Raw genomic sequence first — 17,541 nt, forward strand, 5'->3', positions numbered from 1 at the left:
ATTTCCCCTCTGAATATACATATCTATTGTCTTTATCGGGGAAATATGGGTTTCAATTTACTGATTTTTTAATAATTCCAGCATTTTTCTAAAAGCGCTGTCTTCTTTATTAAGTTCTCGTGAACCACGTGTAATTTTACAAAGCGACATAGCAAACTTATTTGCAATCTCGCGCTGTGTTGTTCCTTTATCAATTTCTTTTACCAAAAGCCAGCGGTTTGCAATATCCTTAAGTTCAGGCTTTGTAAAGAGACAGTTGAAAAACTCATATATAAAAGCTTCATCACCTGACTTTAAAATCAAATGACAAAGCTCTTTTATTGTAGCGGAAATTTCTTCTTCTGAAATACCCTTTGTTTCTTTGTTATCGTTCATAGAAACAGTATATCAGAAAATATAGAAATTGCAAATGCAAAAAAAAATCTTACTTTAAGAGGGATTCAATCTTTTCGGCTGCATCCTTGAGTTCTGGGATATCCAGGCTTTCGATGTCTCCGGCGTCTACTGCACGGCTTGTTTCTTCCTGCATTGGAATGCGTGCAAGAACCGGAATATTAAAGCTCTTTGCAATCTGATCAATATTGCTCTTACCGAAAACTGTAATTTCCTTACCGCAGTCAGGACACTTTACATAGCTCATGTTTTCAACAATTCCAAGAATAGGAATGTTCATCATATTAGCCATGTTTACAGCCTTTTCTACGATTACACGAACCAGCTGCTGTGGAGAAGAAACTACGATAATTCCATCGATTGGAAGTGACTGGAATACAGTAAGCGGTACATCACCAGTTCCCGGTGGCATATCCACGAACATAAAATCAACATCCTTCCATACTACATCTGTCCAGAACTGTTTTACAGCACCTGCAATTACCGGACCACGCCAGATAACAGGGTCTGTTTCATTCTGAAGAAGGAAGTTCATTGACATAAGCTGAATGCCAGAATCGGTTACAACAGGATTCAATGCATCTTCGTTATCAAGAGCAGTAGCACGTTCGTCGCCTACTCCAAAGCTTTCTGGAATAGAAGGACCTGTAATATCTGCATCAAGAATAGCAGAACGGAATCCGTCTTTATTAACACGGGCAGCAAGAAGGCTGGTTACAAGAGACTTACCAACTCCTCCCTTACCACTAACAATACCAATAACTTTCTTTACGCTGCTACCAGCACGCAGGTTAACCTGCAAATCTCTTTTTGAACAATCCTGACTGCATGAACCACAGTCGTGTGTACATTCTGCCATAATTTACCTCAATTAAAATATAATAATATTATTGTAGAAATACAACAAAAAAAAGATTTGAGAAGTTCAGTTACTATTAACAAGAACAATATAAATAAGTATAATTTAAGAAATACATTAAAACTAAAGTGAGGTATAACTAAATGACTCCACAAATGATTGCCAAGATTCTTGCTTTTGTCATTTATCTTGGTTTTATGATTTACATCGGTCTTAGAAATGCTAACAAGAACTCTACTTCTGCCGATTTCTTCCTGGGTGGACGCAAAGCCGGCCCATGGGTAACTGCCCTTTCTGCTGAAGCTTCAGACTCATCTGCATGGCTTTTGATGGGACTTCCAGGACTCTGCTATCTTGGTGGTGTAAAAGAAACCTTCTGGACAGCCCTTGGTCTTATTGCCGGAACTTATCTCAGCTGGCTGTTTATCGCAAAGCCATTACGCAAGTGTTCAATCACTTTCGGTGACTCAATCACAATTCCAGAGTTCCTTTCTAACCGTTTTAAAGACAAATCACATGTTCTTTCTATTGTATCTGTTGTATTCATTGTTTTATTCTTCACAATTTATACAGCTTCTGGATTTGTAGCTTGTGCTAAGCTCTTTAATTCTGTATTCGGACTTCCTTATCATGCAGGTCTTGCAATCGGACTTTTAGTAATCCTCTGTTATACAATCACTGGTGGTTATACTGCTGTTTGTTCTACAGACTTTGTACAGGGTATGCTGATTGTAATTGCCTTCATCATTTCTGCAATTGTTGCTGTATTCTCTCTTGGTGGTGTTTCAAGCGCAATTTCAAGTGTTCAGACTTTCCAGGCAGACGCTATTGTTGGTAAGTTTGGTGATGCAATGAAAAACGCTTTCACAGCAAACCAGAGCTACAAAGGAATGAGCATTGTATCTGCTCTTGCATGGGGGCTCGGATACTTTGGTATGCCTCATATCATCGTTCGCTTTATGGGAATCCGCTCTAATACAGAAATTAAAAAGGCACGCCGCATCGGTATTTCATGGATGATTATTTCTTACGTAGGAACCTTCATCATCGGTACTCTTGGTACTGTATATCTTTTCAAGCACGGAACAATTCTTGGAACAGGTGCTGATACTGTAATCGAAGGAATCACACACTACGGAGATGCAGAAACAGTATTCTCTGCTACAATGCAGAATATGTACCCTGCTTTCATCGCAGGTATCTTCCTTTGTGCAATTCTTGCGGCTTCAATGTCTACTGCAGACTCACAGCTTCTTGCTGCTTCTTCTGCTGTTAGCCAGGATATTTACAAGGGACTTATCAAAAAAGATGCTGGTGAAAAAGAAGTTTTGAACATCAGCCGTTTCGTTGTATTTGTAATCGCTTTGATTGCCCTCTTCCTTTCATTGAATCCTAACTCTTCAATTTTTGGACTTGTATCATTTGCATGGTCAGGCTTTGGTGGAACCTTTGGACCTCTCGTAATTCTCGCTCTCTACTGGAAGCGCACAACTGCTCAGGGTGCAATTGCAGGTCTTATCTGTGGTGGTGTTACAGATGTAGCATGGCACTATCTTCACGGCGGCATTTTCGATCTTTACGAAATTGTTCCAGCATTTGTAATCTGTCTTGTAGTAACAATTGTTGTTTCTCTATGCACAAAGCCAGATGCAGAAGTTGCTGCTAAGTTTGATGAATATAAGGCATTGGCTGATTAAAAGCTTTCGTCGTACAGACAAAAAAAACTGCTCAATTAGAGCAGTTTTTTTTTTTGTAAAAGTCGGCAGGCATAGCCTGCCTCTGAGGCATTTTTTCGATAATCCTAAACTGGCCCGCTGTCGCAGCCCAGTTTTTAACGGATTTTCGATTGTAGCCTATTCCTTAATAGCGCCGCCGGCAACACCTTCAGCGAGTTTCTTCTGTGAAGAGAAGTAAACGATAAGAACCGGAACAGTTGCAATAATAAGAGCTGCAATCTGCCAGCCAAGCTGAATACCAGTACGGCTAGAGAATGAGAAGATTCCAACAGGCAATGATTTAGTTGCTTCAGCAGAAGCCATTACCAGTACAAGAAGGAACTCATTCCAGATACCAAGTGCAGTCATGATACTGATTGTTACAATAACAGGAACTGTCATAGGAACAATGATTGCAATGAATGTCTTGAATGGAGTTGCACCATCAATATATGCAGATTCTACAAGTGAATATGGCAAGCCACGAATGTATGTAGAAGAAAGCATTACTGACATTGGAAGACCGAATGCTACATAAACCAGAATAATACCAACATGAGTATTAGTAAGGTGCATTTTTGTAAGCATAAGGAACAATGGAACCAAAAGCTGGTTTACGTCAAGAAGATATCCAAGTCCAATTGCAGCAGCAATAATAGCTGATACTTTCTTATACTTAAACTTTGTAGTTCCGTATCCAAGCATAAGACCAAGCAGTACAACAAGGAAGGTTGAGATAAGAGTATAAATAATACTGTTTACAAACTTCATTCCAAGTTCACCGCGGCTCCATGCAGAAGTATAGTTCCACCAGATAGTCTGCCAGTTGATTTTAGCCTGAATCAGTGCAGGGAAATCAGAAACCTTTACCTGAACACCTTCTCCCGGCTGAATATCACGAATGACACGACCATCAGAAGTCTTCAAGTCTGCTGGAAGAGAATCACGAAGAATAAAATGAACCTTAATTCTTTTATGAGCACCAATATTTGGAGACTCAAGGATCATAATCTTCTTGTTGATTTCAGTATAGTTTTTAGTATCTCCTCTACCTGATTTACTAACAATACCAAGCTTTTCAAGCATTCCCTTTGGATAAACAATATTTGTCTGTGGTTCTACTACATCCAGATATCCGTCTCTTACGTGGAAAAGCTCATAAGGCATGGAATAAATATCTTTAGTAAGCTCTTCGTTTGTCTTGAATGAAGAATATGCCATCCAAAACAGTGGAGCTACAGTAATTATTGTCCAGAGAATAAATATGAAATACGATAGAGGTTTTGCCCCGTATCTGGAAAAAAATGATGTTTTAGGAACTTCGCCTTTTTCTGTTTTTGCCATAATTAATAATCCTCATCAGTACCAAGTTTTTTACCAACCCACTTGCTGAACAAAATTATAATAATACTGATTAATACAATCATGTTCGCAATAGCAGCACCATATGCAAATCTCAGAGGATCTTTTGCATTATTAAACGCAATTCGGTACATGTAAATAGGCAGTACTTCTGCGTTAATTCTCTGTTTACCTTCTGAAGCCAGGGCAAAGATTAATCCGAAGCCTTTTAACGAACCAGCAATTGCAAGAATACAAGATGTAAGAATAGAAGAAGCAAGAAGAGGAATTGTAATCTTAAAGAAGATCTGAACCTCTGAAGCACCGTCTATTTTTGCAGCCTCAAACATACTGTCATTAATTTTCTGAAGGTTTGCCAGGAAGATAATCATATAGAAACCTGTATACATCCAGATAAGCGCTATGGCAATCGGAATCATACATTTATTAGGATCCATCATCATACTAAATTGTGCGTTAGGATCTTTAGTAACAGACTGAATGATTCTTGAAACCGGACCATCAACCATAAACAACATTCGCCACATGATACCAATTACGATTGTAGAGAGGAACTGTGGAAGGAATACCATTGACTGGAAGAAGGTTGCACCTTTAACCTGTTTTCTGTACAGAATGAAGGCAAGAATAAATCCAATAGGAATCTGACCAAAAACCGAAACAACAACAACAATCATGTTGTTTTTAAAAGCATGCCAGAATTCAGGAACATTGTTAGAAGCATCTACAAGTCCTCTGTTCATAGTCATTACTTTTATGTAGTTTGCTAAACCTACAAATTTTGCAGGTTCATCTGAGTTTGGATTGTAATTTGTAAAACTTAAAAATAAAGAATAACAAATTGGATAAGCAATAATAAGAAGATATATTATTAAACCGGGAGCAATAAAGCTTATATAAGTGGCTAAATCTCTTTTATCTGTCTTTCTCACGATTTTTTCCTTACTAATTGATAAAATAAAAGGGGTATTTCTATAAATCATCATAAAAATACCCCTTTACAAAGAACCGGCAATAATTATTTCTAATTATGCGGTTTAATCATTACTGTGCATCAAATGCTTTCTGAACATTAGCAGCAAGAGCAGCTGGAGTGATCTTTCCAGATACGATATCCTGCATACCAGCGTTCAAAGTATCATTAGCTACACCAGTAAGATAAGAGTCGATTACATAGCATGAAGGATATGCACCGAGTGTTGCTTTTTCAGCGATACATGGATCCATTCCAGCTGGGAGCTTGAAGTTCTTAATGATTGGAGCAGAAATACCACCGTCCTGGAGTCTCTGTACAGTTTCTTCATAGCTGTAGAAGTAAGCCATCCATCTCTTAGCAGCGTCAAGAACCTTCTTGTCCTTTGTACCCTTCTTTGTGATACCATATCCAACCTGCCAAGCACCAGCCAATGAACCAGCACAAGCTTTTTCACCTGGAACCTGTGGGATAGAAATGAGTTTTACAGACTTAGAAAGTTTTCCGAGATTCTGTTCACCGAATGCCCACTGTCCGTCAATGTACATAAGATACTTGCCGTTTACGAAGTTAGACATACCAGTTCCGTTATCTGTAAGAACAGAGTTAGGATCAAGAACACCGTCCTTTACCCATGTAGAAAGAACTGAAAGTGCATCTACGAATCCCTGATCTGTGAATTTAACCTGCTTGTTTACAGCTTTTTCGATCCACTTAAGATCGCCAGTTGTTCTTGGGATAATACCAGACATTACACAAGAACCCCATACCCAACCATCAGCACCGTGTGTTGACATAAGCTGGATTCCGTTAGCCTTACATGTCTTAGCAAGAGCTTTCATGTCTTCGTATGTTTCTGGGATTTTTCCACCGATCTTGTTAAGAAGATCCATGTTGACAGCAACTACAGTACAGTAGTTAGATCCACCAAGTGGAAGATATGGTTTTACACCTGTTCCGAAGAAGTCTGGCACCAAAGAAGCATCAATGTTTTCTGGATAGTAAGGAACGTTGTTAATCTGCTGTCCAGCTTCCTGCCATTCAGCACCCCAACGAGCATCAGCACCCATGTAAGCGATATCAGGAACATCGCCAGCAGCAAGACGAGAAACAGCCTTCTGATGATATGCTTCATCATAAAGCAATTCATAGTTAACCTTTACATCAGGATTTGCATCCATGAATTCTTCACAGATTCTCTTGAATGTCTGTCCTTCTGCGTTAGAGTTGTCACCATAACCCATGATATTCAAGGTAACCTGCTTTACTTTCTTTGCCTTTGGTGCAGCAAACAATGAAGTAGCGATTACGAGAATGCTCGCTACTGCCAACAATTTTTTCATACAAAAGCCTCCTATTTTTTTTGTAATGAAAGTTATATTAAACAAAGGTTAGTACCCCAAAAGGACAAACTTCCCTCTGTCTATTAACAATAATAAAACAAAATTTTAATTTGTCAACGAAAACCTTTTCGTAAATCGTTTTCCTCTTCATTTTTTTTCACAAATTTCTATATTTTCTCCATTTTTAACAGCTAACAGACTCTTTTCAATACTTCGTTTATGTAAATCAAAAAGCTCATCCCACTTTAATACTGAATATGAAGCCTTATTTTCCAGCATCTGAACTTCGCATAATTTCTGAATGCACATGAGCGCTGCGCCCTTGGAAATGCCAAAAGCATCATCTTCCATAACGCAAAGCTCAGCTCCGCAGTTCTTCAAAACAGCATTGAACTGCGGTACACGGTCTTCAATAATTTCAACCATCAGGTCACGTCGGTATCTTGGCTGGCCGTGAATATAAATGGTTTCTGGTTCAAGAAGCGGAACCATCATTGTAAGAGTTCCAAAAAGATCCTTAACCCACTCTGCGTAAGAATCATCAACAGTATCAATTGTTTTAAGAACTGCTTCAGGAAGGCCTGTCTGTCCCTTCTGGTATGATTTCCAGGAACGCGAAATATATTCACCTACGGCATAATTTCTTCCGTTCACAATGCGGCCATTCATCGTAATAGAAAGACCAACACCAATACCTTTTCCTGTGCTTTCAGGATAAGTCAAAACAGGATTTCCCGCATAATTTCTTGCAAGCACACAAAGGAAATCTCTTTTATCTGTATATTTATTTAATGCAAGCTGAAGCCATGAACAGCAGCGAGCATCATTTTCCATGAAAAGCGGGATTCCGTAACGGTTTCCAAGTACAGAAGCATAAGCAAAATCATTAAGTCTGAAAGGGGCCGAATGTTTAATAACACCACTATCAATATCGATAATGCCTGGAATTCCAATGCTGATTGCAAGAGGGCGCAAAGGATTAATATTTACATCCTGAATAATACTTTGGATGATTGAATCTACCATGTAAACAAAAAGTTCTTCAGGTTTATCAATCAAAACAGGATTTACAGGTGTTCTTCCAAAATTTTCATATACAGTTTTACCATCAAAAGCCACAACTGCAACATGATAAAAATCAAGCTGAATCTCAATTCCAATTACACAGCCAAAATCCGGATTGATTGAAAGGAAAACAGGTTTGCGTCCGCCCTTCTCTGTTGGAACTCCACGATCACCTTCTGTTATAAGACCAGACTCAACCAGTGTACCGATAATGTTTGAAACTGTTGAACGGTACAGTTCAAGCTTTCGGGCAATATCAATTCTGCTGAAATTCGGATTTTTCCAAACCGTTTCAAACACTCGGGAAAGATTAGAATTACGCTGAAAGGTATTATTAACGTGCATGGTTTACTTTTTAACCCCCAATACAGCATCCGCCGAAAACTTTTATCAAGTACTTTTTACACATCAAACATCTGTTTGTATGCACACTCTTTGTACTTACTCAGAGTATAAACCCATATTATAAAAATTAGCAAATAAATTTTTCAAAATTTTGCATAAATTTTAGGGAATTTTGCCGAATTTGCCGAAAATTTTGCACTTAGTTTGTTTTTTCTCTGTACTTACTGAAAAAGTTGATTTATAATTAGAACCATGAACAGAACAATTACTATTATACCAAGACCGCTTTCAATTGAGTACGGTGATAAAACAATAGGCATCTCAAAGAAGTCTGTTTCTATCTGCATCAACGGAGAAACCAGAAACGACATTCACAATACATTAAAGACCGCTTTCAAAATTACTGGAATTGATACTTCAGAAAAAGGTCTTCCAGTTTTTGTTGATATCCGTATAAAAGATAACGACGAAAATAACGAAGCTTATTCTCTCAATATAACTGAAGAAGGAATTCGTATTAAGGCAGAGGGAATAAACGGCGCGTTCTACGGATGTATTAGCGCTGGTCAGATTATTAGTGGCGCGGACGGAGAACTTCCTCAGGTATCAATTTCTGATAAACCTGTTCACAGCTGGAGAGGCTTCCTTCTTGATACATGCCGTTCTTTCTATAGCACAACCTTTATAAAGAAAATGCTTGATGCCTGTGCACTTCACAAGCTCAACATTCTTCACTGGCACCTTACAGATGATCAGGGCTGGAGATTTGAAGTACCAGAATATCCGCTCCTTACAGAAGTTGGTTCTAAGAGGCAGGACAACACTTTGCCAGAAGCTATCGACGGTTTTTATGATGAAGGAAAAGAAAGCCGCCGCTGGTATACAGATGAAGAAATCAAAGATATTGTACGTTATGCAAAAGAACGCTGCATCAACATTATTCCTGAAGTAGAATTCCCTGGCCACTCCTCTGCCCTTCTTGCAGCATATCCTGAGTTTGGTTGTACAGGCGGTCCATACCACGTAGAAAACCGCTGGGGTATCTTCCCGGATGTACTTTGTCTTGGAAACGATAAGATTTTTGATATTTACCAGGCAGCGCTTGAAAAGATTACAAAGCTCTTCCCTTCTGATTATATCCATATTGGTGGAGACGAATGTCCTCACGAAAGATGGGATGTATGCCCAAAGTGTCTTGAGCGTATGAAAAAAGAAGGTCTGGATTCAACAGCAGAACTTCAGGCATGGGGAACAACAAAAATAGCTTCTATGGTAGCAGCTCTCGGAAAAACTCCAATCGGCTGGGATGAAGTTCTTGAAAACAACAAACACAATGCTCTTCCGGCAAATGTAATTGTGCAGAGCTGGCGTGGTATAGAAGGCGGAATCAAAGCTGCTTCTATGAATCACAAAGTTATTATGTCGCCATGTGAACGCTTCTATCTCAATTTCAAGAATAAAGATTCTTTTGAAGAACCAGGAAGACTTGGCGTAACAACAACTAAAAAGCTTTACACCTTCTCTCCTGCAGGAAAAGAACTCAAGCTCGAGAATCCGGATCAGAAAAATCTGATTCTTGGTGGTGAATGTGCCCTGTGGACAGAAAAGCTTCCACACTCACGCAATGCAGAATATCTTCTTTTCCCAAGATTCTGTGCTGCCTCAGAAACACTCTGGCTTCCGGAAGAAGAAAAAGATTTTGAAGATTTCAAAGTAAGAATAGAATATCATAAAAAATTATTGCATCAGCTGGATTACCGCTTTTATGAAGGAGAACTAGAATAGGAGGTGTAATGAAATTATGACTATCTGTATTCATAACGGAATCGTTCTTTCAGGACTCACAAGCAACCAACAGCGCTCAGCAGTTCTGGTAGAAGATTCTAAGATTAAGGACACTTTCAGCGAAGAACGTTTCTTAAAAATGAACTTTGGACCAGAAGTTCGTTTAATTGATGCAAAAGGAAACTACATAATTCCAGGCTTAATTGATACTCATATCCATGGTTTCAAGGGACACGGTACAGATACCTGTACTACCGAAGGCATACTTCAGATGTCTAAAGACCTTGCCCAGTATGGTGTTACAGCTTTTAATCCTACAATGTACCCTTCTGATACAGAAGACATGAAGGCAAAACTAAGAGCAATTGTAGCTGCCATGGGTCACGAAGAAGGTGCAAAAATCATGGGAGTTCATCTGGAAGGACCTTTTATTTCCCCACATAAACTTGGAGTACAAAGACCAGAAACTGTAAAACTTCCAGACTGCGCTCTTATGGATGAGCTTTGGGAAGCAGCAGAAGGCCATATTGTAAACATGACAGTAGCGCCTGAGTTAAAAGGAATGCGCGAGCTTGCCCTTCACTGTATCGAAAAAGGAATTATTCTGCAGGCAGGACATACTAATGCTGAATACGAAAACATAGTTGAAGGCATTCAGGTTGGTATTCTTCACTCTACACATTTCTTTAATGCCATGAGCCAGCTTCATCACAGAAACCCTGGAGCTGTAGGCGCAATTCTTATTCATCCGGAAATGTCATGTGAGATCATTGCAGACGGTGTTCATGTACACCCAGATCTTTTCAAACTGCTTGGCCGCGATAAAAACCGCGCACAGATTGTTCTTGTTACTGATGCTCTTACGCCAACAGAACAGAAAGGTGAACATCTTTTTGCAAATGGCGAAGAAGTAGTTTTCAAAGACGGCTGTTTCCACCGTAAGGCAGATGACGTAATTGCAGGTTCATCTCTTACAATGAAAAAGGCCATTAAGAATATCGTACAGTTCGGATACCCTCTTACAGATGCAATAAAGTTTGCATGTGTAAACCCTGCCCGCATAATGAAATACACACACAAGGGAATTCTTTCTCCAACCTACGACAGCGATATTCTGGTAATGGATAAACTGTTCAGCATTAAGCTGGTTATGATTGAAGGCAAAATTGTCAAAAATAAACTGGAGGACAACAATGAGACTGATAATAAAAAATAATTACAACGAATGCGCTAAGTGGACTGCAGATTATATTGCAGGAAAAATTAAAGCTGCCGCACCAACAAAAGAAAAACCTTTTGTTCTCGGTCTGCCAACTGGAAGTACTCCTCTTGGTGTTTATGCACGTTTAATTGAGCTCTACCAGAAAAAGCTGATTTCTTTCGAGAATGTAATCACCTTCAACATGGACGAGTATTCAGGTCTCGATGAAACAAATCCACAGAGCTATCATTACTTTATGTGGCATAATTTCTTCAGCAAAATCGACATCAAGAAAGAGAATGTTCATATTCTTGATGGAACAGCTCCAGATCCACAGAAAGAATGCCAGCATTATGAAGATATGATTAAGGCCGCAGGCGGAATCGACCTCTTCCTTGGAGGCTGTGGAAACGACGGTCACATTGCCTTTAATGAACCGGGCTCATCCCTCACTTCAAGAACAAGAATTAAAACTCTCACAGAAGATACAATTGTAGCTAATGCACGCTTCTTTGACGGCGACTGCAATAAAGTTCCAAAGACTGCACTCACTGTAGGAATTGGAACAATTACAGATGCAAAAGAAGTTTTGATTATGATGACAGGACTTTCAAAGGCAGACGCACTTCAGCATGCCGTAGAAGAATCTGTTTCTCAGATGTGGCCTGTTACAATTCTTCAGATGCACAGAAGCGCAATCTTAATTGCAGATGATGCATGTACAGACAAGCTTCGCGTAGGAACTGTTAAATACTTCAGCGGTATTGAAGCAAAGATCACAGATTCATACGAAGCACTTTTTTCTGACAAATAATTAGCGGAGTTATATATGAATATCAAAGACGAGGCTCAGAACTTTCTCAAAAATCATAATTTTTCTGTAGAAATTGCAGACAATCTTCATCAGAAAATCATTGATGATATGAATAAAGGTCTTACCAGCGGCGGCGCAGATCAGGCTATGATTAAGGCTGGAAGTGCAGCAGTTCGTTCAATTAATGAAGGAGAAGCTGTAATTGTAATTGATGCCGGAGGAACAAACTTCCGCTCAAGCCTCGTCACAAAAACTAAAGACGGCATTGAAATATCTGATTTCCAGAAAACTTCAATGCCTGCAATAGACAGAGAATTATCTAAAAATGAATTCTACTGCGCTATTGCACAGAACATTTCCCGTCTAAAAGACCGCTCAGATAAAATCAGTTTCTGCTTCAGCTATGCAATGGCCATTACAGAAGACGGAGACGGAAAAATTATCCGCTTCTCAAAAGAAGTAAAAGCCGCAGAGGCCGTAGGAACTTATCTTGGAAAAGAACTGATGGCAGAACTCAAAATGCAGGGCTGGACTAAAATCAAGAGAATAAACGTTCTCAATGATACTACTGCCCTTCTGCTTTCAAGCTTTGTTGGTCCTGCAGACAAAAAATGGGGTGCTCATATTGCGTTCATTCTTGGAACAGGAATGAACAGTGCCTACATCGCAGACAAACGCATTATCGTAACAGAATGCGGAATGTTCACACATCTTCCACAAAGTGATTTTGATAAGATTGTCTGCGCCAACACTGCACAGCCGAATCAGTCTCTTCTGGAAAAAATGTGTTCAGGAGCCTATCTTGGAGACATTGCCACAGAGATGGTAAAAGCCGCAGCAAAAGAAGGATTTTTCTCTTCTGAGTTTACCGCCCCTGAGCATTTTGAAACAAAAGATTTTGATAAATATTTCGCAAAAGAAGAGGAAGAACTTTCACCGGACGAATTGAAATTAAAAGAGCTCTTTTATGCAATTATTACCCGTTCGGCAAAACTTTCTGCTGCCACAATTTACGCCGCAGCCCTCTGTTCAGACAAAGAAAAAGGAGAGCTTCCTATTTGTATTACCTGTAACGGCAGCACATTCTGGAAAACTCCCCTTCTAAAAGAGACCACCGAAGCCGAACTAAAAGCCCTGCTCCAGCAGCCTTTCGAAATTATTCAGATAGACGACGACATCACAAAAGGAAGCTTTGCCGCCGCGTTTATCGATTAGACTTATACACGCTCAATTGGGAATGATTTAGCATCCTTACCCATGTAAGCTACAATCTTAGAACCGTCTTTCAGGGCTCCAACTGGGATTACTGCAGCATCAAGGCGTTTTCCGTCTACTTCAAGGTACTCAATACCTTTGCAAACGTGCTGTGGGTTCTTTACTTCAATATGAAGATTCATACCACGCCAGCGGCGTTCTACTGTGTAGCCATCCCAGTCGTGCTTGATACACGGATCAATCAAAAGACCATCATACTGTGGCTTAATACCAAGCATGTACTGAGTAATTGCATAGTAAGACCATGTACCGGCTCCAGAAAGCCATGATGTACGTGTATTACCAGGTCTCTTAGAGAATGTAGAGTAAGTTGTCTGTCCTACTACATATGGTTCACTCTGGCGGATTTCTGCCTTGTCGTTATATGCAGCCGGGATAGATGCTTTACAGTACTCGTAAGCACGGTCACCGTTTCCAAGCATAGTTTCTGCAATTACACCCCACCCCTGAGTATGGTTGAAGATACCAGCATTTTCCTTAATACCAGGAAGGAATACTACAGAAGACATGATGTCGCTTCTTGTCTTTACAAATGGAGGCGCACAGAGCATAAGACCATAAGGTGTAGCAAGTTTTTCTTTTACAGATTCCATACAGATGCGAGCCTGTTCTGCAGTTGCAGCAGAAGACATAACAGCCCAAACCTGAGTATTAAAATAAATCTGTCCTTCTTCGATTGTATGAGTTCCGTAAACAGTTCCATCCTCGCCTACAGCCCAGATAAACCACTTACCGTCCCAGCACTTCTTCTGAATGTTAGCATCAAGAGTATCGCGCTCTTTCAAAGCCCAGGCTGCTTCGTCCTTCTTTCCGAGGCGCTCAGAAATATCAGCATAAGTTGTAAGCCCAAGGCGCAACTGGAATGCTACGAACAAAGATTCACCATGATAGCCGAGCTTAAGACAGTCATTCCAGTCTGCAAGAAGTCCGCAAGGAAGACCATCAGCACCCATTCTCTCAAGATTGAATTCGAGGGCACGCTTAAGGTGTCCGTATACAGTAGCTTCTCCGCCATCAGCGTAAGGAACTACCTTGTTATAGAAATCAAAGTTTCCAGATTCTGCTACATAGCAAGGAACTGCATTGAAGAACCATTCACAGTCATCTGAACGGAACTCTTCTGGCTTTGGAGCCTTTTCATGACCAGCGTTGAAGTCCTTAGAAATTACAGGAACAGCACCACCATTCTGGCACTGGCCGGAAATCATGCGAACCAAGCGTTCTTCTGCTTCCTGAGGGATTGCAGCAGAAACACCAAGAATATCCTGTACAGAGTCGCGGTATCCAAGACCATCGCGTTCTCCGTTGTATACGAGTGAAGCTGCACGAGACCACGCAAAAGTGATAAGACAGTTATAAAGTCCCCAAACATTTACTGTATGGTTAATATCTTCATCTGGAGTAATAGCCTTGTATGAACCAAGCTTTGCATGCCAGTTAGCAACAAGCTTTTCAAACTCTTCATCAGCACGTTTGAATGTACCGAATTCATTTACAATTTTCTGTCCAACTGCAAGAGCATCGTCAATACCAAGCATCAGCATGATTTCTTTAGTCTCACCAGGCTTAAGTTCAAGATCCCCCTGAACAGTACCACAAGAGTTATCACCAAATGCTTCAGAGTTTGTACAAGCACCATCAACAACAGCCTTTGGATGCTCGTAAGAACCGTATGTACCAATAAATGCTTCACGGCTTGTATCAAAACCAGTCATTGGAGTACCTACAAGGGCAACCCACTGACTCATATAAGCTCCACCTACTTCATATTCAGGGTGCTGGATGTAAAGGTTATCTTGAATAGAATAACGGAGAAGATTATCCCCTACTTTCTCCCCCTTTACAATGAACAGAGAGTACTGAAGATTTACCTGATCCTGAGTTGTATTCCACTGGTTTGCAAATTCACAGTATGAGAATACACGGATTTTACGGGTTTTATCAGATGTATTTGTAACCTTAAGACGCCAGTATTCAAAGTTCTGTCCGAGTGGAACATAATACTTTGTCTCGCTCTTAATTCCCTTATATTCAGAAGTAATTGTAGTATAAGCTGTACCATGGCGGCACTCACTCTTATACTGATCAAGAGGCTTACCTACAGGCTGCCATGAAGCAGACCAGAAGTCTCCATCTTCCTGATCACGAAGATAGAAATAACGGCCCGGCTGATCCATTGGAACCGCATTAAAACGAAGACGCATAAATCGTCCCTGAGCACCAGACTTATAAAAACCATAACCACCGGCATTGTTTGTAATTACAGCACCATATACTGTAGAACCAAGATAATTGCTCCAGCTGGTAGGAGTGTCCGGACGTGTGATAACATATTCTGCGTTATCATCATCAAAATAACCGTATTTCATTTTTACCTTCCTTTTATGAGGCACAAACATTTCCGCAATTTTACGAAAACGTTTTCTCTCTCTTCATAACTTTATAACAACTTTTAAAACAAGTCCATAAAGGATTTTCTCTATACTTAAAAAAAAAGCATCTGGTTTGTATTCCGCCAGATGCTTTTTAAGTTGAATTTCTATTAAAAAATTAACCTTTTACAGAACCCATAGCAACACCAGCTACGATGTACTTAGAAAGGAACAAGTACACAACGATAAGTGGAAGTGCTGTAAGTGTAAGTCCAAGATATACGCTACCATATTCAGTACGGTAAATATCACCACGAAGGAGAGATACCATGATTGGAAGTGTATATTTATCCTGCTTTGTAAGAAGAATAAGTGGCTTGAACAAGTCGTTCCAGCTTGTTACGAAACTGAAGATTGCCTGTGTAGCAATAGCTGGTTTCATAATTGGAAGAACGATTACATTGAATGTAAAGAACTCTTTTGCACCATCAATACGAGCTGATTCAACCAGTGATGGAGAAACAGAAGGCTTCATATACTGACGCATAAAGAATACAAGGCTAGGAGCTGCAATAGCTGGCAGAATCAACATAAGGAATCTGTTAGTCATGTGAATCTTATATACCATCTGATAGAAACCAATGATAGTGATTGTTGCAGGAATCATCATGATAGCCATGATGAAGCTGAAGAATGCATTCTTAAGTTTCCAGTCATACATTACAAGTGCATAAGCTGTAAGAGTTGAGAAGTACAATGTAATACCTGTAATACCACAAGAAACAAGCAGAGAGTTCAAGAAACCTTTTGCAGGATTAAAACTCTTAGATGTAAGAACCTTCCAGTTATTGAAAAGATACTTAGATGGAATGAATGAAACCGCATGCTGCTGGATTTCGTATGTAGAACGTGTTGAGTTTACAAACATGATTATGAAAGGCATTATACTCAAGATAGAAAGTATAATACAAACAATCATAATAAGTACTTTATAGATAGCTACGTTTGACTTGTTATTCATTTTTAACTCCTTGTGCAGCAGCAAGCTTCATAGCCTGCTTATGCTCTTTAATTGCCTGCTTCTTAAGCTTCTTAAGTCTAACTTCTTCTTTATCTCTCATAGCAAAGAAGAGAGCACCAGAACAAGCAACAATGATAAGGAACATGATCATAGAAAGTGCAGAAGCTCTGTTATACATATAACCTCCCTTGAAGGCCATAGTATAAATAAGAACGCTTGTTGTTAATGTAGCGTTATCTGGACCACTGTCACGAACGAAGAGGTTTGGAATATCGAACATATTCAAACCACCAATAAGGCTTGTTACGAGTGTGAACAAAAGGATTGTCTGGATACTTGGAATAGTAATCTTCCAGAATACCTGCCATCCGTTTGCACCATCGATATCAGCAGCCTCAAAAATTTCAGGGTTAATACCAAGAACACCAGAAATAATGATGATCATAGTGTATCCATACCACATCCATGTCTGAATGAACATTACGATACCCTGTGCAACTGCCTTATTCTGAAGGAAGAAGTAAGGTTTCTCGATAATATGGAAACGAGTAAGAAGATCGTTTACTGGACCCATTGGATAACCAAAAAGAGCACCAAACAAAATAGCTACTGTTGCAGCTGTAATAATATTTGGCATATAGAAAAGTACTTTAAATGCTCCCTCTCCAGGTACCTTAACACGACGGTTAGTAAACCATGCAGAAAGCAAAAGTGCCAGAATCATCTGTGGGATAAAGTTGCATACCCATAATTTAACAGTATTTTTCAATGCTGTATGGAAAGTAGGCAATGATAAAATTGTTTTATAATTGTCAAAGAAGTGAGAACCTTTTAAGAAATTCCATGAAGTCTTACCTACACCTCTTAAATCTGTAAAACCGATAACTGCAGTATATAATGTTGGATATAAACTGAAAATTAAGTACGCAAGTACAAAAGGAATACTAAATATGTAGCCATATTTAGCATAACTAATTTTTCCTTTTTTTTTCATTGTCGGACACCTCAAAATGATTTA

At 39.5% G+C, this 17,541-nt stretch carries 14 protein-coding genes; 5 read left to right on the plus strand and 9 right to left on the minus strand.

Features of this window, described 5'->3' with window-relative positions; all coding sequences use genetic code 11:
- Positions 1-57: 57 nt before the first annotated feature.
- Positions 58-375: a Trp family transcriptional regulator gene (locus BM161_RS05505; RefSeq protein WP_074931004.1), complete on the minus strand. Its 318-nt coding sequence runs from the start codon at positions 373-375 to the stop codon at positions 58-60.
- Between the two features lie 49 nt (positions 376-424).
- Positions 425-1,255, minus strand: coding sequence for a P-loop NTPase (locus BM161_RS05510; protein ID WP_425319045.1), 831 nt, complete (start codon positions 1,253-1,255; stop codon positions 425-427).
- Positions 1,256-1,395: 140 nt separating this feature from the next.
- Here BM161_RS05510 and putP point away from each other — a divergent pair, with 140 nt between their 5' ends.
- Complete coding sequence (gene putP / locus BM161_RS05515; RefSeq protein ID WP_074931006.1) at positions 1,396-2,949, plus strand: sodium/proline symporter PutP; 1,554 nt, start codon at positions 1,396-1,398, stop codon at positions 2,947-2,949.
- A gap of 156 nt (positions 2,950-3,105) precedes the next feature.
- On the opposite strand, the gene BM161_RS05520 is transcribed toward putP, so the two are convergent.
- The 4 genes from BM161_RS05520 to BM161_RS05535 form a co-directional block, all read right to left on the minus strand.
- Complete coding sequence (locus BM161_RS05520) at positions 3,106-4,311, minus strand: carbohydrate ABC transporter permease (protein WP_074931007.1); 1,206 nt, start codon at positions 4,309-4,311, stop codon at positions 3,106-3,108.
- 2 nt (positions 4,312-4,313) lie between these two features.
- Positions 4,314-5,261: a carbohydrate ABC transporter permease gene (locus BM161_RS05525; RefSeq protein ID WP_074931118.1), complete on the minus strand. Its 948-nt coding sequence runs from the start codon at positions 5,259-5,261 to the stop codon at positions 4,314-4,316.
- 112 nt (positions 5,262-5,373) lie between these two features.
- Positions 5,374-6,645 (minus strand): ABC transporter substrate-binding protein, encoded by a 1,272-nt coding sequence (locus BM161_RS05530; RefSeq protein ID WP_074931008.1) that lies wholly within the window; start codon positions 6,643-6,645, stop codon positions 5,374-5,376.
- Positions 6,646-6,792: 147 nt separating this feature from the next.
- Positions 6,793-8,010, minus strand: coding sequence for an ROK family transcriptional regulator (locus BM161_RS05535; protein WP_177206208.1), 1,218 nt, complete (start codon positions 8,008-8,010; stop codon positions 6,793-6,795).
- Positions 8,011-8,307: 297 nt separating this feature from the next.
- Here BM161_RS05535 and BM161_RS05540 point away from each other — a divergent pair, with 297 nt between their 5' ends.
- The 4 genes from BM161_RS05540 to BM161_RS05555 are packed head-to-tail and all read left to right on the plus strand — an operon-like array spanning position 8,308 to position 13,070.
- Positions 8,308-9,840, plus strand: coding sequence for a beta-N-acetylhexosaminidase (locus tag BM161_RS05540; RefSeq protein WP_074931010.1), 1,533 nt, complete (start codon positions 8,308-8,310; stop codon positions 9,838-9,840).
- Between the two features lie 16 nt (positions 9,841-9,856).
- Positions 9,857-11,056: an N-acetylglucosamine-6-phosphate deacetylase gene (gene nagA, locus BM161_RS05545; RefSeq protein WP_074931011.1), complete on the plus strand. Its 1,200-nt coding sequence runs from the start codon at positions 9,857-9,859 to the stop codon at positions 11,054-11,056.
- A complete protein-coding gene (gene nagB, locus BM161_RS05550; RefSeq protein WP_074931012.1) occupies positions 11,034-11,855 on the plus strand; it encodes a glucosamine-6-phosphate deaminase in 822 nt (273 codons plus the stop codon). Before nagA ends, nagB begins: the two co-directional genes overlap by 23 nt.
- A 15-nt stretch (positions 11,856-11,870) precedes the next feature.
- Positions 11,871-13,070 carry a hexokinase family protein gene (locus tag BM161_RS05555; protein WP_074931013.1) on the plus strand — a complete coding sequence of 400 codons (1,200 nt, stop codon included), beginning with the start codon at positions 11,871-11,873 and terminating at the stop codon, positions 13,068-13,070.
- A gap of 2 nt (positions 13,071-13,072) precedes the next feature.
- On the opposite strand, the gene BM161_RS05560 is transcribed toward BM161_RS05555, so the two are convergent.
- The 3 genes from BM161_RS05560 to BM161_RS05570 all read right to left on the minus strand — a co-directional run bounded on the left by BM161_RS05560 (position 13,073) and on the right by BM161_RS05570 (position 17,517).
- Complete coding sequence (locus BM161_RS05560) at positions 13,073-15,499, minus strand: glycoside hydrolase family 94 protein (protein ID WP_074931014.1); 2,427 nt, start codon at positions 15,497-15,499, stop codon at positions 13,073-13,075.
- Between the two features lie 181 nt (positions 15,500-15,680).
- Complete coding sequence (locus BM161_RS05565; RefSeq protein WP_074931015.1) at positions 15,681-16,523, minus strand: carbohydrate ABC transporter permease; 843 nt, start codon at positions 16,521-16,523, stop codon at positions 15,681-15,683.
- Entirely contained in the window at positions 16,516-17,517 is a 1,002-nt protein-coding gene (locus tag BM161_RS05570) for a carbohydrate ABC transporter permease (protein WP_074931016.1), read from the minus strand. Before BM161_RS05570 ends, BM161_RS05565 begins: the two co-directional genes overlap by 8 nt.
- Positions 17,518-17,541 lie beyond the last annotated feature (24 nt).

This window comes from Treponema bryantii, assembly GCF_900113965.1.
Lineage (GTDB): Bacteria > Spirochaetota > Spirochaetia > Treponematales > Treponemataceae > Treponema_D > Treponema_D bryantii_A.